The organism is Sulfurimonas sp. (genome assembly GCF_023229025.1).
In the GTDB taxonomy this organism is placed as follows: domain Bacteria; phylum Campylobacterota; class Campylobacteria; order Campylobacterales; family Sulfurimonadaceae; genus Sulfurimonas.
Map to the genome: position 1 here is coordinate 1 of NZ_JALOAA010000038.1, position 16,837 is coordinate 16,837.

Annotated in this window: 28 protein-coding genes and 1 pseudogene; 27 read left to right on the forward strand and 2 right to left on the reverse strand. The window is 36.7% G+C overall.

What is annotated here, in order from left to right:
* A partial coding sequence (locus tag M0Q20_RS08925) for a DUF302 domain-containing protein (RefSeq protein ID WP_295060792.1) occupies window positions 1–328 on the forward strand: 328 nt, incomplete at its 5' end.
* A 58-nt stretch (window positions 329–386) separates the two neighbouring features.
* Window positions 387–2,378 carry a methyl-accepting chemotaxis protein gene (locus tag M0Q20_RS08930; RefSeq protein WP_295060794.1) on the forward strand — a complete coding sequence of 664 codons (1,992 nt, stop codon included), beginning with the start codon at window positions 387–389 and terminating at the stop codon, window positions 2,376–2,378.
* Between the two features lie 15 nt (window positions 2,379–2,393).
* On the opposite strand, the gene M0Q20_RS08935 is transcribed toward M0Q20_RS08930, so the two are convergent.
* Both M0Q20_RS08935 and M0Q20_RS08940 read right to left on the reverse strand, forming a co-directional pair.
* Complete coding sequence (locus M0Q20_RS08935; protein ID WP_295060850.1) at window positions 2,394–2,948, reverse strand: ribonuclease HII; 555 nt, start codon at window positions 2,946–2,948, stop codon at window positions 2,394–2,396.
* Window positions 2,949–2,954: 6 nt separating this feature from the next.
* Window positions 2,955–4,022: an ATP-binding protein gene (locus tag M0Q20_RS08940; protein ID WP_295060796.1), complete on the reverse strand. Its 1,068-nt coding sequence runs from the start codon at window positions 4,020–4,022 to the stop codon at window positions 2,955–2,957.
* Window positions 4,023–4,178: 156 nt separating this feature from the next.
* Here M0Q20_RS08940 and rpsJ point away from each other — a divergent pair, with 156 nt between their 5' ends.
* From rpsJ to M0Q20_RS09065, 25 genes and pseudogenes are all read left to right on the forward strand, one after another.
* Complete coding sequence (gene rpsJ / locus M0Q20_RS08945; protein ID WP_137011558.1) at window positions 4,179–4,490, forward strand: 30S ribosomal protein S10; 312 nt, start codon at window positions 4,179–4,181, stop codon at window positions 4,488–4,490.
* Window positions 4,491–4,499: 9 nt separating this feature from the next.
* The gene (gene rplC / locus M0Q20_RS08950; RefSeq protein WP_295060799.1) at window positions 4,500–5,075 is read left to right on the forward strand and encodes a 50S ribosomal protein L3; all 576 of its coding nucleotides are present in this window, start codon (window positions 4,500–4,502) and stop codon (window positions 5,073–5,075) included.
* Entirely contained in the window at window positions 5,075–5,689 is a 615-nt protein-coding gene (gene rplD, locus M0Q20_RS08955; RefSeq protein ID WP_295060800.1) for a 50S ribosomal protein L4, read from the forward strand. Before rplC ends, rplD begins: the two co-directional genes overlap by 1 nt.
* Window positions 5,689–5,970 carry a 50S ribosomal protein L23 gene (locus M0Q20_RS08960; RefSeq protein ID WP_295060802.1) on the forward strand — a complete coding sequence of 94 codons (282 nt, stop codon included), beginning with the start codon at window positions 5,689–5,691 and terminating at the stop codon, window positions 5,968–5,970. The genes rplD and M0Q20_RS08960 overlap by 1 nt, the downstream gene beginning before the upstream one ends.
* A 1-nt stretch (window position 5,971) precedes the next feature.
* Window positions 5,972–6,811 carry a 50S ribosomal protein L2 gene (gene rplB, locus M0Q20_RS08965; protein WP_295060804.1) on the forward strand — a complete coding sequence of 280 codons (840 nt, stop codon included), beginning with the start codon at window positions 5,972–5,974 and terminating at the stop codon, window positions 6,809–6,811.
* Between the two features lie 4 nt (window positions 6,812–6,815).
* Window positions 6,816–7,091: a 30S ribosomal protein S19 gene (gene rpsS, locus M0Q20_RS08970; RefSeq protein ID WP_295060806.1), complete on the forward strand. Its 276-nt coding sequence runs from the start codon at window positions 6,816–6,818 to the stop codon at window positions 7,089–7,091.
* 2 nt (window positions 7,092–7,093) lie between these two features.
* A complete protein-coding gene (rplV, locus tag M0Q20_RS08975; RefSeq protein ID WP_295060808.1) occupies window positions 7,094–7,411 on the forward strand; it encodes a 50S ribosomal protein L22 in 318 nt (105 codons plus the stop codon).
* 1 nt (window position 7,412) lies between these two features.
* The gene (gene rpsC / locus M0Q20_RS08980; RefSeq protein ID WP_295060810.1) at window positions 7,413–8,138 is read left to right on the forward strand and encodes a 30S ribosomal protein S3; all 726 of its coding nucleotides are present in this window, start codon (window positions 7,413–7,415) and stop codon (window positions 8,136–8,138) included.
* 2 nt (window positions 8,139–8,140) lie between these two features.
* On the forward strand, window positions 8,141–8,566 hold the full coding sequence (gene rplP, locus M0Q20_RS08985; RefSeq protein ID WP_295060812.1) for a 50S ribosomal protein L16: 426 nt from the start codon (window positions 8,141–8,143) through the stop codon (window positions 8,564–8,566).
* On the forward strand, window positions 8,553–8,738 hold the full coding sequence (rpmC, locus tag M0Q20_RS08990; protein WP_295060814.1) for a 50S ribosomal protein L29: 186 nt from the start codon (window positions 8,553–8,555) through the stop codon (window positions 8,736–8,738). The genes rplP and rpmC overlap by 14 nt, the downstream gene beginning before the upstream one ends.
* 9 nt (window positions 8,739–8,747) lie before the next feature.
* Window positions 8,748–8,996, forward strand: a complete 249-nt coding sequence (rpsQ, locus tag M0Q20_RS08995; protein WP_295060817.1) for a 30S ribosomal protein S17 — start codon at window positions 8,748–8,750, stop codon at window positions 8,994–8,996.
* Window positions 8,996–9,364, forward strand: coding sequence for a 50S ribosomal protein L14 (gene rplN / locus M0Q20_RS09000; RefSeq protein ID WP_295060819.1), 369 nt, complete (start codon window positions 8,996–8,998; stop codon window positions 9,362–9,364). The genes rpsQ and rplN overlap by 1 nt, the downstream gene beginning before the upstream one ends.
* The gene (gene rplX, locus M0Q20_RS09005) at window positions 9,364–9,594 is read left to right on the forward strand and encodes a 50S ribosomal protein L24 (RefSeq protein ID WP_295060820.1); all 231 of its coding nucleotides are present in this window, start codon (window positions 9,364–9,366) and stop codon (window positions 9,592–9,594) included. The genes rplN and rplX overlap by 1 nt, the downstream gene beginning before the upstream one ends.
* A gap of 3 nt (window positions 9,595–9,597) precedes the next feature.
* Window positions 9,598–10,143, forward strand: a complete 546-nt coding sequence (gene rplE, locus M0Q20_RS09010) for a 50S ribosomal protein L5 (protein WP_295060822.1) — start codon at window positions 9,598–9,600, stop codon at window positions 10,141–10,143.
* Window positions 10,143–10,328: a type Z 30S ribosomal protein S14 gene (locus M0Q20_RS09015; RefSeq protein WP_295060825.1), complete on the forward strand. Its 186-nt coding sequence runs from the start codon at window positions 10,143–10,145 to the stop codon at window positions 10,326–10,328. Before rplE ends, M0Q20_RS09015 begins: the two co-directional genes overlap by 1 nt.
* A 47-nt stretch (window positions 10,329–10,375) precedes the next feature.
* Window positions 10,376–10,771, forward strand: coding sequence for a 30S ribosomal protein S8 (gene rpsH / locus M0Q20_RS09020; RefSeq protein ID WP_295060827.1), 396 nt, complete (start codon window positions 10,376–10,378; stop codon window positions 10,769–10,771).
* Window positions 10,772–10,783: 12 nt separating this feature from the next.
* Complete coding sequence (gene rplF, locus M0Q20_RS09025; RefSeq protein ID WP_295060830.1) at window positions 10,784–11,320, forward strand: 50S ribosomal protein L6; 537 nt, start codon at window positions 10,784–10,786, stop codon at window positions 11,318–11,320.
* Between the two features lie 13 nt (window positions 11,321–11,333).
* Window positions 11,334–11,690: a 50S ribosomal protein L18 gene (rplR, locus tag M0Q20_RS09030; protein ID WP_295060833.1), complete on the forward strand. Its 357-nt coding sequence runs from the start codon at window positions 11,334–11,336 to the stop codon at window positions 11,688–11,690.
* A gap of 8 nt (window positions 11,691–11,698) precedes the next feature.
* Complete coding sequence (gene rpsE, locus M0Q20_RS09035) at window positions 11,699–12,139, forward strand: 30S ribosomal protein S5 (RefSeq protein ID WP_295060836.1); 441 nt, start codon at window positions 11,699–11,701, stop codon at window positions 12,137–12,139.
* 3 nt (window positions 12,140–12,142) lie between these two features.
* The gene (gene rplO, locus M0Q20_RS09040) at window positions 12,143–12,541 is read left to right on the forward strand and encodes a 50S ribosomal protein L15 (RefSeq protein ID WP_295060839.1); all 399 of its coding nucleotides are present in this window, start codon (window positions 12,143–12,145) and stop codon (window positions 12,539–12,541) included.
* A 2-nt stretch (window positions 12,542–12,543) separates the two neighbouring features.
* Window positions 12,544–13,806 carry a preprotein translocase subunit SecY gene (gene secY, locus M0Q20_RS09045; protein ID WP_295060842.1) on the forward strand — a complete coding sequence of 421 codons (1,263 nt, stop codon included), beginning with the start codon at window positions 12,544–12,546 and terminating at the stop codon, window positions 13,804–13,806.
* Between the two features lie 3 nt (window positions 13,807–13,809).
* Window positions 13,810–14,568 carry a type I methionyl aminopeptidase gene (map, locus tag M0Q20_RS09050; RefSeq protein ID WP_295060844.1) on the forward strand — a complete coding sequence of 253 codons (759 nt, stop codon included), beginning with the start codon at window positions 13,810–13,812 and terminating at the stop codon, window positions 14,566–14,568.
* Window positions 14,569–14,584: 16 nt separating this feature from the next.
* Window positions 14,585–14,803: a translation initiation factor IF-1 gene (gene infA / locus M0Q20_RS09055; RefSeq protein ID WP_008338996.1), complete on the forward strand. Its 219-nt coding sequence runs from the start codon at window positions 14,585–14,587 to the stop codon at window positions 14,801–14,803.
* Between the two features lie 100 nt (window positions 14,804–14,903).
* Window positions 14,904–16,010 (forward strand): methyl-accepting chemotaxis protein, encoded by a 1,107-nt coding sequence (locus M0Q20_RS09060; protein ID WP_295060847.1) that lies wholly within the window; start codon window positions 14,904–14,906, stop codon window positions 16,008–16,010.
* Window positions 16,011–16,292: 282 nt separating this feature from the next.
* Window positions 16,293–16,837, forward strand: a pseudogene (locus M0Q20_RS09065) (hypothetical protein); the annotation flags it as partial.

A 16,837-nucleotide genomic window follows, 5' to 3' on the forward strand; every position in this document is an offset into this window, starting at 1 on the left:
TGGTTTGAGTCTTTACGGTTTTATAGTTCCAAGCAAGTTGGATGTAAGCAAGCATTTAGATGGCTCGGTATATGATTTTTACCAAACCTACTCTATATGTAAACTACCTGTTATATATACAGTCTCTCTATCAAGACCTGAAGCTGCTGCATTTGCTCCGTGTACGCTTGCGATATATAAAAAAAAGGATGAAGATAAGATTGTTCTTGCATTCCCCGCAGTATATAATTGGATAAGCAGTGCAAAAATTGAAGATAAAGAGGCAAAAGATGTCTTACTCAAAGCACAAGAGCAGTTCGAGGCTATTCTTGCTGAGACGGTAGAATAAGTTAATTAAGAGCAAAAAGATATTAAAATAACAGTGTAGAAATTAAAAAGGTAGAGAGATGTCAGTTGGAAAAAAAATTACTATTTTTATTGTTGGAATATCTTTTTTGCTTCTTTTGATTGGTTTTTTTGTTTTAAATCATTTCAAATCTAAGATAATAGACAATACTTATGCAACTATCAAAACAGCGCTTGTCTCAAAAATTGAAGATAGAATGCGCTCAAAATTTGATGTCGGCATAACAAATGCCGTTGCAATTGCAAATGACTCAAGTATCGCAACAGCTTTAATAACTAATGATAGAGAGCTGGCTATCGCATCTATTGAAGCGATAAATGAAAAGTATAAGAAAGAGACAAGCTTCAAAAATGTAAAGATTCATATTCATGATAAAGATGTCAACTCTTTTTTAAGAGCGTGGAATCTTAGCAAATATGGGGATGATTTAAAGAGCTTTAGACACACTATCAATAAAGTAAAAGCAGATAGACACGCTCTCTCTGCTATAGAAGTCGGGCAAGCAGGACTTAGTATTAGGGGAGTTGCTCCGGTAATAAAAGGTGGGCTCTACCTTGGGTCACTAGAGTTTATGCAGGGCTTTGAGTCTGTTATAAAACAATTTTTAAAAGAGAATGAAAATCTTTTAGTCCTTATGGATAAGAAGTTGGTGCATCTTGCAAAACTAGCAGATACAAGTAAAAGTGTGTCGGATTATATTCTAAGCCAAAAAACGATAGATGAGAAGTTTTTTAATAGTGCAAAAAGTATAAATATGCAAGAGCTTTTACTAAAAGGGCATGCTTTAGATAAGGAGTATTTTTATACATACGCAAAGATAGAAGATTTTCAAAACAACCAGATAGGGATCTACTTATTAGGAGCAAAAAGAGCTGACGTAGATGCAACCATCAATCAAGCAAGCAGCATGATTAATAGTGCCTTAACATTGATTGTTGTTTTAATTTTTGTTTTAATTATTGCTATATTAACAGGTATTAAAAAAGTTGTATTGACTCCCTTAGAAGAGTTTGAGCGAGGACTTTTAGATTTCTTTAAGTACCTAAATAAAGAGACTAATCAAGCAAATCTGATAGGAATACAGAGTGATGATGAGATAGGGCTTATGTCCAAAGTTGTGGATGAGAATATCTTAAAAACTCAAAAAAATATTGAGAGTGACAAAGCTCTTATAAATGATGTAAGACGAGTTGTAGCTGAAATCAATAAAGGACATTTTATTCAGAGTGTTCAAGAGGTGACAAATAATGAATCGCTTCAGGAGCTCAAAGATAATATAAATAAAATGCTTCAATCTTTAGAGCAAAATATTTGTAAGGATTTAAATGTACTTATCTCTACTATGAGTACCTTTGAAAACTCTGACTTTACAGTAAAAATAACGGATGATAGCGGTAAAGTAGCACAAGCACTCAATAGTGTTGGTGCTACAATTAGTCAAATGTTACAGCAATCAAGCAGTGGAGCAAATGAACTTTCTGCAAAATCTTTATCGCTTAAAGAGAAGATGCAAGGCTTAAGCAGTGAATCTTCAAAGCAGGCGACAATGCTAAAAGAACTCGCTAGCGTCATGGAGGCAACTAATGGTGCTATTGTTGAAGTTTCTCAAAAAACAGAGGAGGTTGTATCACAATCTGTTGAGATAAAGAATGTTGTAAGTGTTATTTCAGACATTGCAGATCAGACAAATCTTCTAGCACTAAATGCTGCAATTGAAGCAGCACGTGCAGGAGAGCATGGGCGTGGCTTTGCTGTCGTTGCAGATGAGGTAAGAAAATTGGCAGAAAATACACAAAAAAGTCTTCATGAGATTAATGTAAGTATAGAGACACTATCACAAGCGGCAGTCTCTATTGGCGCAGATATGCAGGAGAGAGTAGAAGATATTAATAAAGCAACAGATTCAATTATAGAGATTGATAAAACAACCTCAAGCAATGCGCATAACGTAAAAGAGATAGAGGGTATCGCTATTGAGCTTGATGCTATGTCGAAAAAAACATTAGCAGAGGTTAGTTCAAAAAAATTTTAATCTCTTTAAACTATCTTAAAAAAGGGTAGCTTCAAGCGCTTTTAGCTTGTAGCTTCTTCTATGTATCTCACAGTAACCATACTTTTTTATCATATCTACATGTAGAGCTGTTCCATACCCTTTATGCTTCTCAAATTGATATTGAGGATACTTTTTAGCATCTTTTATAATATTTCTATCATGTGTTACCTTTGCCAAAATTGAAGCCGCACTCACCTCCGCAACCTTCCCATCGGCTTTTATCATGGTAGGAAGTCCGGTAATTCCGAAGTTTGAGTTTCCATCAAATAGATACTCCTTGCATGTAAGAGTGCTCATAATCTCTAAAAGCCCTTTTTTTATGCAGAGTGAAATTCCGTTGTCGTCTATCTCTTTTGCGGAGAACTTTACTATATGGTAGGTGGAGTTTTTGATGATTAACTCATAAAGAGACTCTCTTTTTTTCTCGTTAAGTTTTTTTGAATCATTCAAGCCCTCTACATGAGCGCTTAAAATACACCCCGCAATTACCAGATCTCCGGCAATAGGTCCACGACCCGCTTCATCTATCCCGCATAATTTACCAAACATATTCATCTAATCCCTCAGTGCCCATATATCAAATGGAACCATCTCTATTTTTGAGAACGGATGGCTTATACTTCCATCTGTGCTCATTGTTATTGAAGTTATCTTTTTAATTTGATACCTAAAGATAAACGCCTCAATAGCTTCTATCTTTTTAAAAAGTGCTCTCTCATCAGCAAAAGGGGTTGCTAAGATGACTTCACTGTTTTTTGGAAGGTAAAAATCAATCCCCTCATCATAATAACACTCTGTATCTGATTTTAAAAGTTCTAAATATATCATATTTTCAAAAACTCTTCCAAAATGTTTATCGGTTGTAAGTGCCGACTTTAGTGAAATATCGCAAAGGTAGATTTTTCTTATAGCTTTTGGGTGGCTGGCTTTTTGTAGTTGATGTATATAGTTTTTAGCACTAAGAGACTCAAAGGATTTATATAGTTTATCTTTAGATATCTTTCTATTTTGTTTTAATCTCTCATAGATAGAGTATGGAGATATTTTTTGTGCCATCATTTTTGTGCAATATATTAAAATGTCAAGCTCTATATCATCTAGGGCAAACTTTAATGTTCTTTGAATATATCCGACTCTCTCATCACTGCTTATTTTATGCATATAAGCAAATCCGCCAAGCTGAAAAAAATTCTTTAGCGCAGTTGAGTCATATTTATACTCATAAGCTAAAAACTCTTCATAATCAAGAGGATAAAGTTTAACGCTAGTTAAAAACTCTATGTCGTAATGGAGTTCACTGCATATAATTAGTTGAGGAGTGTTAAATATTTTAATATCACTAGTATAATTATCAAAAACAAGAGTATTAATTCTGTTTCTGCTGCAAAATAGCGGTAGTTCACTATTTAGTTCCGCTATATCTATACGCAAATCACTGCAGTCTATATATAAGTAAGAGCTTTTTTTAAGCCCTAAAAGATAGTTTTTTACAAGTTTTGTTTTTCCGCTTTGGCTTATGCCATTGATTTGATAGCTGGTGCTCTCATGCAAAAAAAGTTTTCTGAAGTGAAATTTATCTGGATTGATGTCAGTTTTATAGAGTTCTTCAAGTAATATTTCCATATCGTAATTTTACCACTTCCTTATTAAAAGGAAATAAATTCTTACAAATTTTAATTTTAGACCCCTATTTCCTTGAATAATAGAGATAGTTTAGATACAATTCCGCTCCCTTAAAATAGTTAGGCAAGACCTGACGAGTTCTTTAGAAGGAAAAACATGGAAAAAATTCGTTTAAAATTGAAAGCTTATGATCATCGCGTACTTGATAGATCTGTAGCGTCAATAGTAGAGGCTGTTAAGCGTACAGGCGCGGTTATTCGTGGTCCGATACCTTTACCAACAAAGATTCGTAAATATACTGTATTGAAATCTCCACACGTCAATAAAAGCTCACGTGAGCAGTTTGAAATTCGTACTCACGCTAGAGTTATTGATATCGTCTCCGCAACGCCGGAAACTGTAGATTCTTTAATGAAACTAGATCTTGCACCGGAAGTGGACGTTGAAGTTCGCTCTATGGATAAGTAGGAGGTCATAATGGAATATATTGTTGAAAAAATCGGTATGAGCCGTACTATCTCAGTTCCTAGTAAACCTGTTACTCTTTTAAGAGTTTTAGACGCTAAGGTCTGTGAAGTTAACGAAAATGGCGCGATTGTAGCTTACAATAGCGGTAAAAAAATGAATAAAGCAGTAGAAGGTCAGCAAAAGAAATACAGCCTTTCATCTGAGTTTAACCGTTTTGTTACTCTAGAAGTAGCAAATACTGAAGCAGGGGATTTAGATTTAACACCTTTAGCAGAGGCTAAAGTTTTAAAATCTTCTTTTACTACAAAAGGTCGCGGTTTTACCGGTGCAATGAAACGCTGGAATTTTGGCGGTGGTCCTGCATCTCACGGTCATAGATTTGGTCGTAGAACAGGTTCAATCGGTAATGCAGAGTGGCCAGGTCGTGTTATGAAGGGCAAGAAAATGCCTGGACAATACGGAAACACACAAAATAGTGTTAAGAATGAGATAGTCTCTTATGATGCTGAAAATAAAATTATTGCAGTTTTAGGTTCGGTTTCTGGAGCTAACGGTTCTTTAGGTCGTGTAAAGGTAGCTAAATAATGAGCGCAATAGTTCTAAATGAAAAAATGCAAAAAGCTTCTGAGTTAGCTTTACCTGAGAGTTTCTCAGGTATTAACCCTCATAACTTATACCTGTACGTAAAGTCTGCACAAGCAGCTCAAAGAGCAAACAGCGCAGATGCATTAACACGTGCACAAGTTAGAGGCGGTGGTAAAAAGCCATGGGCTCAAAAAGGTGGCGGGCGTGCTCGTGCCGGTTCACGTCGTTCTCCAATATTTGTTGGCGGCGGTAAAGCATTCGGTCCAAGTAATAACCGCAATTATGACCTTAAAGTCAATAAGAAGCAGAAAAAACTTGCTTTAAACTTTGCTTTAAATGAGCATGCACAAAATGGTACTCTATTTATTGTTGATAGCATTGAAGTGGCATCTGGAAAGACTAAAGACGCAAACGCAATGTTTAAAGCTTTAAATCAAAGAGATGCTCTATTTGTTAAAACTTTATTAGATGAGAAAACATTCCTAGCATTTGAAAATCTTCACCAAACATATGTGGTAGAAGCAAATGAATTAAATGCTTATTTAGCTGCTAATTATCGTTCAATAGTGATCGAGAAAGCGGTATGGGAAAATCTTGTAGGTGAGGCTAAATAATGGCAGATATTACAGATATTAAATCTATACTATATACAGAGAAGACTCTTGGTATGCAAGAAGATGGGATGATTGTTGTTCAAACATCTCCGCGTATGACTAAAAGTGGTCTTAAAGAGGTTTTTCGTGAGTACTTTGGAATTATTCCTTCAAGAGTTAACTCACTTAATCAAAGCGGAAAAACAAAACGTTTCCGTGGTGTACAAGGTAAACAAAATGACTTTAAAAAGTTTTATGTTAAGTTACCTGAGGGTGCACAAATAGAAAGTTTGGCGGTTTAACATGGCAATTAAAACTTATAGACCGATAACTCCGTCTCGTCGTTTTTATACAAATGTTGATAGTGGTGATATTACTGCAAAAGCATCTGTACGTTCACTGCTTGTAAAACTTCCTGCTCATGCTGGACGTAACAACAATGGTCGTATCACTTCTCGTCACAGAGAAGTAGGTGCTAAAAAACTTTACCGTATTATCGATTTTAAAAGAAATAAATTCGGTATCCCAGGTACTGTTAGCACAGTTGAGTACGATCCATATCGTAACTGTCGTATAGCTCTAGTTACTTATGCTGATGGTGATAAAAGATACATTTTATTACCAAAAGGTTTAAAAGTCGGTGATGCGGTTATCTCTGCAGAGTCTGGACTAGATGTTAAGCCCGGTAATGCAATGAAGCTTATCAATATACCTGTCGGTACAGTTGTTCATAATATTGAGTTAAAAGTTGGCAAAGGCGGGCAGATGGTTCGTTCAGCTGGAACAAGTGCTCAAATTATGGGACGTGACGGCAAGTATGTCTCACTTCGTATGCCTTCTTCTGAGATGCGTTTAGTACTTGGTGAGTGTATGGCTACAATCGGGGCTGTTGGAAATGAAGAGTATGGCAATATCGTAATAGCAAAAGCTGGACGTTCTCGTCATATGGGTATTCGTCCTCAAACTCGTGGTTCTGCTATGAACCCAATTGATCACCCGCATGGTGGTGGTGAAGGTAAAACGAACTCGGGTCGTCATCCAGTTACTCCATGGGGTAAACCAACGAAGGGTTCTAAAACTCGTCGTAAAAAAGCAAGTGATAAACTTATTATTACTCGCCGTAAATCTAATCCGAAGAGGTAGTTAAATGGCAAGAAGTGTAAAAAAAGGTCCATTTGTTGATGATCATTTAATGAAAAAAGTAGTTTCAGCCAAAGCAGAAGGTAATAAAAAACCTATCAAAACATGGTCAAGAAGATCAATGGTTCTTCCTGATATGGTTGGCTTAACTCTTAATGTTCATAATGGACGTCAATTTGTGCCGGTATACGTAACAGAGAATCACATAGGCTATAAACTAGGTGAATTCGCACCAACTCGTACATTCAAGGGTCATAAGGGCTCTGTACAGAAGAAAGGTTAATCATGGCTAGAGCATTATTAAAATTTATCCGTGTTTCACCTATTAAATCTCGTCTTGTTGCAAGAGAGATTCAAGGTATGAACGCTGAAGAGGCATTAGCAGCTTTAGAGTTTACACCAAATAAAGCAGCAAAAATTATCTATAAAGTACTTGCGTCAGCAGTTGCAAATAGTGGTAATGAAGCTAGTGACTGTATAGTTACGTCATGTCGTGTAGATAACGGTCCGGTACTTAAAAGATTCCGTCCACGTGCTCGTGGTATGGCTTCTGGTATTCGTAAACCGACAGCGCATATCTTAGTAGAAGTAGAGGGTAAATAATATGGGTCAAAAAGTTAATCCTATTGGTTTACGTCTTGGTATCAACAGAAATTGGGAGAGCCGTTGGTTCCCTAACTTTAAAACTGCTCCTGCAGCTTTAGGTGAAGATCACAAGATTCGTACATTTTTGAAAAAAGAGCTTTATTATGCAGGTGTTTCTAACATTATCATAGAGAGAACTGTTAAGAGACTCCGTGTAACAATAGTTGCAGCTCGTCCCGGTATTATCATCGGGAAAAAAGGTTCAGATATTGAGAAGCTTAAAGAGACTCTTCAAAAGCTTGTAGGTAAGCCAATTTCGGTAAATATCAAAGAGGAGAAGAAAGCTCAAATCTCTTCTCAACTTGTTGCTGAGAATGTAGCTACACAGCTAGAGCGTCGTGTTGCATTTAGACGTGCTATGAAAAAAGTTATGCAAAATGCACAAAGAGGTGGAGCTAAAGGTATCAAGATATCTGTAAGCGGCCGTCTTGGCGGAGCTGAAATGGCTCGTACAGAGTGGTATTTAGAGGGACGTGTTCCTCTTCACACTCTTCGTGCAAAGATAGATTACGGTTTTGCTGAAGCACATACTCAATATGGTTGTATTGGTGTAAAAGTTTGGATATTCAAAGGTGAAGTTCTCACTAAAGGTATCCCTGCAGAAGCAAAAGAAGAGCAGCAAAAAGAGGGCGCACGTCGTCCAAAGCGTGCTCCAAAACGCGAAAATAGCGGAAAGGCGGAATAATCATGTTGATGCCTAAGAGAACTAAATATCGTAAGGTAATGAAGGGTCGTAACCGTGGTTACGCTCGTTCAGGTTATACATTAGCATTTGGTGACATTGCTTTAAAAGCTGTTGAAGCAGGTCGTATCAACTCTCGTCAAATAGAGTCGGCTCGTATCTCTTCTACTCGTCACATTAAAAGAAACGGTAAGATTTGGATTCGTGTATTTCCTGCTAAACCACTGACTGCTAAACCTCTTGAGACTCGTATGGGTAAAGGTAAAGGTTCAGTTGATCAATGGGTTATGAATATTAAGCCGGGTCGTATTATATTTGAGATGGCTGGTGTACCGGAAGAGCTTGCTCGTGAAGCATTGACTCTAGCTATGCATAAATTGCCTTTCAAAACAAAAATAATTACTGCGGAGATGAGCAATGAAATATTCTGATTTAGCAGATAAAAGCACAGCAGAACTTCAAGCAATGCTTAAAGAGAGAAAAACTGAGCTTTTTACTTTAAAAATTAAAAAACAGATGATGCAACTACAAAATACTAGTGAACTTCGTGTCGCTAAAAAAGATGTTGCTAGAATCAATACTGCACTTAGTGCAGCGAAATAGGGGCTGGCAATGACACATAAACGTGAAATTCAAGGTAAAGTAGTTACGATTGCAGGCGAAAAAACGATTTCTGTCGTTGTTGAACGTCGTGTAATGCATCCTCGTTACCACAAAGTTGTAAAGCGTTTCAAAAAGTACTTAGTACATGATGAGCGCAATGAAGTAAAAGTTGGTGACGAGGTTATAGCAATCGAATGTCGCCCGCTTTCAAAAACTAAATCTTTTAGACTAAAATCAGTTATAAGAGGAGCAGAGTAATGATTCAAGGTTTTACTCGTCTGACTGTAGCTGATAATACAGGTGCTAAAGAGATTATGTGTATTAAGGTACTTGGCGGTTCTAAGCGTCGTTATGCAAGAGTAGGCGATGTTATCGTTGCTTCTGTAAAAAAAGCGACTCCGACTGCTAAAGTTAAAAAAGGTAAGGTTGTAAAAGCTGTAATCGTTAGAACTGCTAAAGAGGTTCACCGTGAAAACGGTTCTCTTATCCGTTTTGATGACAATGCAGCTGTTATACTTGATGACAAGAGAGAGCCAATAGGTACTCGTATTTTCGGTCCAGTTGCTCGTGAAGTACGCTACAGCGGTTTTATGAAAATTGTATCTCTTGCACCGGAGGTTGTTTAATGGCAAAGTTTAAATTCAAAAAAGGCGATACTGTAGAGATTATCGCCGGTGATGATCGCGGAACTAAAGCTACTGTACTTGAAGTATTACCAAAGAAAAACAAGGTAATAGTTGAGGGTTGCAAAGTGGCAAAAAAAGCTATCAAACCAACAGAAGAGAACACTAAAGGCGGACATATAAATAAAGAGATGCCTATAGATGTTTCAAATGTTCGTAAAGTGGAGGCATAATAGATGGCTCGTTTAAAAGAAAAATATTTAGGTTTAAAGTCTGAACTTCAAGCTGAGCTTGGGGTAAAAAATCCAATGCAAATTCCTGCACTAGAAAAAGTTGTTATCTCTGTAGGTGCAGGTTTTGCAATGAAAGACAATAAGCTTATACAAAATATCGAGGATACTATTACACAAATTGCAGGACAGAAAGCAACTACTGTAATAGCTAAGAAATCAGTTGCCGGTTTTAAAGTTCGTGAAGGTATGCCGGTAGGTGTTCGTGTAACACTGCGCGGTAAGAAAATGTATAACTTTTTTGATCGCCTAGTCTCTATAGCTCTTCCTCGTGTAAAAGATTTCCGTGGAGTTCCAAGAAATGGCTTTGATGGTCGTGGAAACTACAACTTTGGATTGCAAGAACAACTAATTTTTCCGGAAATTAGTTATGATTCTATTATGCAAATTCATGGTATGAATATCACAGTTGTAACAACAGCTGAGTCAGACAAGGCAGGATTTGCTCTTTTAGAGAAAATGGGCATGCCTTTTACTAAAGGGAGCAATTAATGGCTAAAAAGTCAATGATCAACAAAGCGAATAAAACTCCAAAGTTTAAAGTTCGTGGCTATACAAGATGTCAGATTTGTGGTCGTCCACACTCTGTAATCCGTGACTTCGGCATCTGTCGTGTATGTTTTAGGAAAATGGCAAATGAGGGATTAATCCCAGGCGTTAGAAAGTCAAGCTGGTAAGCATAGGCTTATCCTTGAAACTTCTAATGATTAGCAAAGGAAAATAGATGATAAATGATTTAGTATCGGATGCGCTAACACGTATTCGTAATGCTGGTATGAGAAGATTAGATGTTACTACGCTTGTTCACTCTAAAAGTATTGAAGCAATGGCAAATATTTTAGTTGACAAGGGCTATATTGATAGCTGTAACGTAGTTGAAGATGGCGTTAAAAAGACAATCAACGTTGTATTAAAGTACAACGATGAGGGTAAAAGCGTAATAAATGAAATGAAAAGAGTATCTAAGCCCGGACGCCGTGTTTACAAAGGTAAAGAAGATATCAAGCGTTTCAAAAATGGTTACGGAACTATTATTGTTAGTACATCACGTGGCATTCTACCAAACGATAAAGCTTATGAGCTTGGTATCGGTGGTGAAGTTATGTGTACAATTTGGTAAAAGGAGAATAACATGTCAAGAATTGGTAAATTACCTATAGAGTTTGCTGGCGATATCAAAGTTAGTTCAAATGAAAATGTTATAACTTTTGCAAAAGGCAAAAATAGTGTTGATTTAGATACAAAGGGAAACGTTGACTTCAAAATTGATGGAAATGTTTTAACTTTTGCTGCAAAATCAGATGAAAAAGCTCATAGAGCTTTCTGGGGAACATACCGTGCTTTAGCTGCTAATATTGTAACCGGTTTAACAACTGGTTATACTAGACAGCTAGAGATAAACGGTGTTGGTTACCGTGCTTCAGTAAAGGGTAGAGTGCTTAACTTGCAACTTGGTTTTTCACATGATGTTAATTATGATTTACCTGAGAGCATTGAGGCAAGTGTTGAGAAGAACGTTATAACTCTTAAAAGCCATGACAAGCAAGCGCTTGGTCAAGTTGCTGCTGAAGTTAGAGGGTTCCGTCCACCAGAGCCTTATAAAGGTAAAGGTGTTAAATACATGGAAGAGCATATCGTGCGTAAAGCCGGTAAGACTGCTAAGAAATAAGGGAGGAGCATAGATGAAATCTAAAATACTAAAAAGTAAAATTGCTAATCGCCTAAAGCGTAAGCGTCGTATTCGTGCAAAAATATCTGGTTGTGCTTCACTCCCTCGTGTTTCTGTATTTCGTTCAAATCGTTATTTGAGTGTTCAAGCTATTGATGATGCAACCGCAACAACATTATGCGCACTAAACTCAAAAGCTACTGGTCATAAATCAAACAAAGAGGGTGCTGCAGCACTTGGTGAGGCATTTGCTACTACGTTAAAGAGTGCCGGTATCTCTCAAATTGTTTTTGACCGTAATGGTTACCAATATCACGGTGTTATTGCTGCATTTGGTGACGCACTTCGTGCAAACGAAATTAAGTTCTAGGGGTTAAAATGGAAATCAATAGAGAAGATTTTGAAGAATCAATTGTAAATATAGGTCGTGTTACAAAAGTTGTAAAAGGTGGACGTCGTTTTCGTTTTACTGCACTTGTAGTTGTTGGTGATAAAAAAGGTACTATCGGTTTTGGTGCCGGAAAAGCGAAAGAAGTTCCGGACGCTATTAAAAAAGCGGTAGATAATGCATTTAAAAACCTAAGTAAAGTTAGTATTAGAGGTACTACAATTGCACATGATATTGAGCATAAGTATAATGCAAGTCATGTTCTTTTAAAGCCGGCATCTGAGGGTACAGGGGTAATAGCGGGTGGTTCTATTCGTCCTGTTCTTGAACTTGCAGGCATTCAAGACATACTTACAAAATCAATAGGCTCAAATAATCCAGGTACAGTGGTTCGCGCAACAGTTGAAGCACTTGGTCGCTTAAAAGGATAGATGATGGGTATTGAAAAATTAACGCCGGCAGAGGGTTCTGTAAAAAGTCGCAAAAGAGTCGGTCGCGGACAAGCTTCTGGAACAGGAAAAACTGCGGCACGCGGTCAAAAAGGTCAGAAGTCTCGTGCAGGTTATAAAAGAAAAAGAAACTTTGAAGGTGGACAGCAGCCACTTGCAAAGAGAGTTCCTAAGATAGGATTTACTTCTCGCGTCACTAAGCCATACGTAATTAACGTTGAGAAGATAAAAGCAGTTGCTGAGCTTTCTGAAATTACTATGGAGAGTATCCGTGGTGTTCATAAAATAGCTGCTTGTGTTACTAAAGTTAAGTTGGTTGGTGCTGCTGCTAAAGATCTAGCATCAAAAATTAAAGACGACAACGTTACTACTACAGGTAAATAGTCGTGAATAAAAATCTAGTAAATAAGATACTTATTACTATCGGGTTTTTATTTATTTATCGCCTACTGGCATATGTGCCGGTTCCAGGCGTAGACGCCTCTGTTATTGCTTCATTCTTCGACTCACATCAATCAGATGCACTAGGCTTATTTAATATGTTTAGTGGAAATGCTGTTGAGAGAATGTCAATCATAGCTCTTGGAATCATGCCTTATATCACAGCTTCAATTATTATGGAGCTTTTGGCGGCTACATTTGCTCCTCTTGGACAGATGAAAAAAGAGCGTGATGGAATGGTAAAGTATATGCAGATAATCCGCTATGCGACAATTGTAATTACAATCATTCAAGCAATCGGTATTAGTGTTGGTCTCCAGAGCCTGACAGGACCTAACGGTAACAATGCAATATTAATCGATCACAACACATTTATACTGGTATCTGCCGTATCTATGGTGGCAGGAACTATGCTTCTTATGTGGATAGGTGAGCAGATTACACAAAGCGGTATCGGTAACGGTATCTCTTTGATTATTTTCGCAGGTATAGTTTCAGCTATTCCAAGTGCAATTGGTCAAACAATCACAATGGTAAATACCGGAGCTATGAGTTTCTTAACTGTAGTTGCAATTCTTGCTCTTATACTGGCAACAGTAGGTGTAATTATCTATGTGGAGCTTGGAGAGCGTCGTGTACCCGTTACGTATGCTAAAAAAGTTATGATGCAAAATCAAAATAAAAGAGTTATGAACTATATTCCTATCAAAGTTAATCTATCGGGTGTTATTCCTGTTATCTTTGCTAGTGCAATATTAATGTTCCCGATGACTGTTTTGTCTAGCAGCTCTAACCCTACAATTATAGCAATTGCTGATTATTTAAATCCAAACAGTTATTTCTTTAACTTTTTGACATTTCTTTTTGTTGTTTTCTTTGCATTCTTTTATGCATCAATTACTTTTAATGCAAAAGATATTGCAGAGAATTTAAAAAAGCAGGGTGGGTTTATTCCCGGGATTCGTACCGGTAATGCTACAAGCGAATTTTTAAATACAACAGCAAGCAACCTTACCTTTACCGGTGCGCTCTATTTGGGTCTAGTTGCAACTCTACCGTTTATGATAATAAAAGGGATGGGTGTTCCTTTCTTCTTTGGTGGTACAGCAGTTTTAATCGTTGTTCAAGTTGCACTTGATACTATGAGAAAAATTGAGGCACAGGCTTACATGAGCAAGTACCAGACACTAAGTGCGGTTGGTCTTTAAATAATGGCCATTGCGCTTAGAAAACCAGCAGAGATAGAAAAACTTCGTGCTGCCAACAAGATTGTTGGTGGTGCACTTGATTTGTTGAAACAAAACACAAAAGTAGGAATCTCTTTAAAAGAGCTTGACGCTATGGCGGAGGATTATATCCGCTCTCATGGTGCAAGACCATCTTTCAAGGGTCTTTATGGCTTCCCAAATGCACTCTGCACATCTCTTAATCAGGTTATTATTCACGGTATCCCTACTGACTACAAACTTCAAGAAGGCGATATTATAGGTTATGATATTGGAACTGAGCTTGATGGATGGTTCGGTGATGCAGCCGTAACTCTTCCGGTAGGTAAAATAAGCAGTAGAGATGAAGAACTGATAGCATGTGCTAAAGATTCCCTTTATGAAGCTATAGAGTCCATAAGAGCAGAGATGAGATTTAAAGAGCTCTCAGCGGTACTAGAGAATGCTATTCGCTCTAGGGGTTTTGTTCCTCTTCATAGTTTTTGTGGACACGGAATTGGGAAAAAACCTCATGAAGAGCCTGAAATTCCAAATTATTTGGAAGGCAAAAGTGCTAAAGCAGGACCAAAAATAAAAAATGGAATGGTTTTTTGTCTAGAGCCGATGGTTTGTCAAAAAGATTCAAAACCGGTTATTTTAGATAATAAGTGGGATGTTGTTAGTGCCGATGGTTTACGCGGTTCACACTACGAGCATACTGTTGCAGTTGTCAATGGTAAAGCTGAAATTTTATCTCTGGCTTGAGAAAAAAAGGATTAAAATGGCTAAATCAGATGTGATCGAAGTTGATGGCAAGATTATAGAGGCTTTGCCAAATGCAACATTTCGTGTTGAGTTAGAAAATGGGCATATTATTTTGTGTCATATCGCAGGAAAGATGCGTATGCACTATATTAAAATATTACCTGGTGATAAAGTTAAACTTGAACTAACACCATACTCTCTTGATAAGGGTCGTATTACTTACAGATACAAATAAGGAGAGTTAATAACTCTTCCTATTTTTAAAGTACCTATTTTTTATTTAAGTTAAGTTTTCTCTTGTATAATTTGTTGATACAGTTATATAAGGATAAGTAATGCTAAACTCCCTCTTTTTCCGTATGCGTTTTGTTCACTATGTCGGCATAATTCTGCTTGTAATTAATGCAACATTTTTTACTGATAATATTATCGGACAGATTGTCCAGTATATCATAGCGGCCGTTATTGTTCTTCACGACTTAGATGAGAAGTATAACGGTGTCGATATGACAAAATCTCTTATAGGGCAGCTTGAAAACCTTGAGCACGGAGAAAAAATTGTTTTAAAGAACAGTTATAACTCAGAGCTAAGCGAAGCGGCTGAAAATATGAATAGGTTTCAGGAGATATTTCTACAGGCACAAGACACCAACGAAAAATCACACACTATAGAGCTGATAGTAAATAAAATAAATAGCGATTATGATAATACAAATAGAAGTATGATCAACGAGAGAGAGCTTCTTGCAAACGTAGTTTCAATAGGCGAAAAACTAAAGATAGTATTGGGAAATGATTTAATTGATGCTTCAAAATCAAAAGAGAATATCATAGAAGTAAGTAAAAGTTTAAATAGTATTAAAAATGAGATATCAGGGATTGTAAAGCAACTTCAAGATGCTTCAAGCACACAAAATATATTAGCAAATGATTTAAGTAAAGTCTCAGATGATACAGCTCAGGTTAAAGAAATTATCTTAGTAATTGCCGACATTGCAGATCAGACAAACCTTCTTGCACTAAATGCCGCTATTGAAGCAGCTCGTGCCGGTGAGCATGGGCGTGGATTTGCCGTAGTTGCTGATGAAGTGAGAAAACTTGCAGAGAGAACACAAAAAAGTCTTACTGAGATAAATGCAACTATTAGCGTAGTAAGTCAATCCATAAGTGATACAAGCCAGCAGATGAACATAAGCAGCCAAACAATTGAATCCTTAGCGGGGCTCTCAACTGATGCATCAAGTCATATGCAGAGCATTAGCGAAGCAATCAGTAACGGAGTTACTTTAGCAGAAGCGACTGTAGAGAGTTATACTCAAAATGCTAAAACGACGGAAGAGATTATAGAAAATGTCACAAAGATTGATGAACTTTCAAAAAGAAGTAATGAGAGTGTCAAGATAATAAAAGAGAGTGTTGAAGAGCTTAGTAAAGTAGTTTAACAAGAGAGTTTTAGACTTTAGTTTCTATATCTTAAGGTCTTGTATCACTATACAAGAGTTGCTATCAAAAATTAATGCGCTTATTGTTGTGTAGAAGTATTTATAAAGTGGTGGACCCTCAGAGATTCGAACTCTATTTAAAAGAATTTCTTAAGTTTCTTAAAGTTCTCTATTATCTTTTAAAGTCCTTTAATATAGGGCTTTATCTATTGTTTTTATTATATCAAGTTTGCTATACTTTTGTATAGATTTTTAAATTTTGGGTAGCAATAGGGTAACAATTTGGCAAGGGTAAAAAGTAAAAAATATGCAGGTGTCTATCTCAATAAATTAACAGATGGAGATATAACATACTCCATCAATTACAAAGATGCAGAAAATAAAAAAACTTGGTTCACGGTAGGCAAAAAATCGAGTGGCATTACCGAGATATATGCTTACAACAAAAGAAATGAGTTTATAAATAAAATAAAACTTGGAGAAGAACCACCAGCTGTTCTTAAGAGAAAGAAAAAAGATATAGTTTCACTTGATAGTGTAGCATTAGAACATTATCAACTAAAAGAGAATCACAACCGCAACAACAAACTCTCAAAAAGAAAGTATGAGATGCATGTATCTCCTATATTGGGTAAAAAAGATATAAAAAGCATCACTGTAGAAGATACACAAAAACTGCAAGCACTAAAATTAAAAGAGTTTGCTCCAAAAACTGTCAATACCATTTTGGGAGAGTTGAGTGTTATTTTTAACTATGCCATAGATAAAAATATAATTGCCCAAAATCCTTTAAAAAAAGTCAAATCACTAAGAGTTGATAATGTAAG

Excerpts from the sequence above, each read along its gene's own strand:
- rpmC (WP_295060814.1), top strand. The coding sequence starts at position 8,553 with ATGAAATATTCTGATTTAGCAGATAAAAGCACAGCAGAACTTCAAGCA.
- rpsC (WP_295060810.1), top strand. The coding sequence starts at position 7,413 with ATGGGTCAAAAAGTTAATCCTATTGGTTTACGTCTTGGTATCAACAGA.
- rplP (WP_295060812.1), top strand. The coding sequence starts at position 8,141 with ATGTTGATGCCTAAGAGAACTAAATATCGTAAGGTAATGAAGGGTCGT.
- rpsS (WP_295060806.1), top strand. The coding sequence starts at position 6,816 with ATGGCAAGAAGTGTAAAAAAAGGTCCATTTGTTGATGATCATTTAATG.
- M0Q20_RS08935 (WP_295060850.1), bottom strand. The coding sequence starts at position 2,948 with ATGTTTGGTAAATTATGCGGGATAGATGAAGCGGGTCGTGGACCTATT.
- M0Q20_RS09060 (WP_295060847.1), top strand. The coding sequence starts at position 14,904 with ATGCTAAACTCCCTCTTTTTCCGTATGCGTTTTGTTCACTATGTCGGC.
- rplD (WP_295060800.1), top strand. The coding sequence starts at position 5,075 with ATGAGCGCAATAGTTCTAAATGAAAAAATGCAAAAAGCTTCTGAGTTA.
- rpsJ (WP_137011558.1), top strand. The coding sequence starts at position 4,179 with ATGGAAAAAATTCGTTTAAAATTGAAAGCTTATGATCATCGCGTACTT.
- rplN (WP_295060819.1), top strand. The coding sequence starts at position 8,996 with ATGATTCAAGGTTTTACTCGTCTGACTGTAGCTGATAATACAGGTGCT.
- rplB (WP_295060804.1), top strand. The coding sequence starts at position 5,972 with ATGGCAATTAAAACTTATAGACCGATAACTCCGTCTCGTCGTTTTTAT.
- infA (WP_008338996.1), top strand. The coding sequence starts at position 14,585 with ATGGCTAAATCAGATGTGATCGAAGTTGATGGCAAGATTATAGAGGCT.
- rplV (WP_295060808.1), top strand. The coding sequence starts at position 7,094 with ATGGCTAGAGCATTATTAAAATTTATCCGTGTTTCACCTATTAAATCT.
- rplE (WP_295060822.1), top strand. The coding sequence starts at position 9,598 with ATGGCTCGTTTAAAAGAAAAATATTTAGGTTTAAAGTCTGAACTTCAA.
- rplR (WP_295060833.1), top strand. The coding sequence starts at position 11,334 with ATGAAATCTAAAATACTAAAAAGTAAAATTGCTAATCGCCTAAAGCGT.
- rplF (WP_295060830.1), top strand. The coding sequence starts at position 10,784 with ATGTCAAGAATTGGTAAATTACCTATAGAGTTTGCTGGCGATATCAAA.
- rpsH (WP_295060827.1), top strand. The coding sequence starts at position 10,376 with ATGATAAATGATTTAGTATCGGATGCGCTAACACGTATTCGTAATGCT.
- M0Q20_RS08940 (WP_295060796.1), bottom strand. The coding sequence starts at position 4,022 with ATGGAAATATTACTTGAAGAACTCTATAAAACTGACATCAATCCAGAT.
- rpsQ (WP_295060817.1), top strand. The coding sequence starts at position 8,748 with ATGACACATAAACGTGAAATTCAAGGTAAAGTAGTTACGATTGCAGGC.
- rplC (WP_295060799.1), top strand. The coding sequence starts at position 4,500 with ATGGAATATATTGTTGAAAAAATCGGTATGAGCCGTACTATCTCAGTT.
- rplO (WP_295060839.1), top strand. The coding sequence starts at position 12,143 with ATGGGTATTGAAAAATTAACGCCGGCAGAGGGTTCTGTAAAAAGTCGC.
- M0Q20_RS09015 (WP_295060825.1), top strand. The coding sequence starts at position 10,143 with ATGGCTAAAAAGTCAATGATCAACAAAGCGAATAAAACTCCAAAGTTT.
- M0Q20_RS08960 (WP_295060802.1), top strand. The coding sequence starts at position 5,689 with ATGGCAGATATTACAGATATTAAATCTATACTATATACAGAGAAGACT.
- map (WP_295060844.1), top strand. The coding sequence starts at position 13,810 with ATGGCCATTGCGCTTAGAAAACCAGCAGAGATAGAAAAACTTCGTGCT.
- M0Q20_RS08930 (WP_295060794.1), top strand. The coding sequence starts at position 387 with ATGTCAGTTGGAAAAAAAATTACTATTTTTATTGTTGGAATATCTTTT.
- rplX (WP_295060820.1), top strand. The coding sequence starts at position 9,364 with ATGGCAAAGTTTAAATTCAAAAAAGGCGATACTGTAGAGATTATCGCC.
- rpsE (WP_295060836.1), top strand. The coding sequence starts at position 11,699 with ATGGAAATCAATAGAGAAGATTTTGAAGAATCAATTGTAAATATAGGT.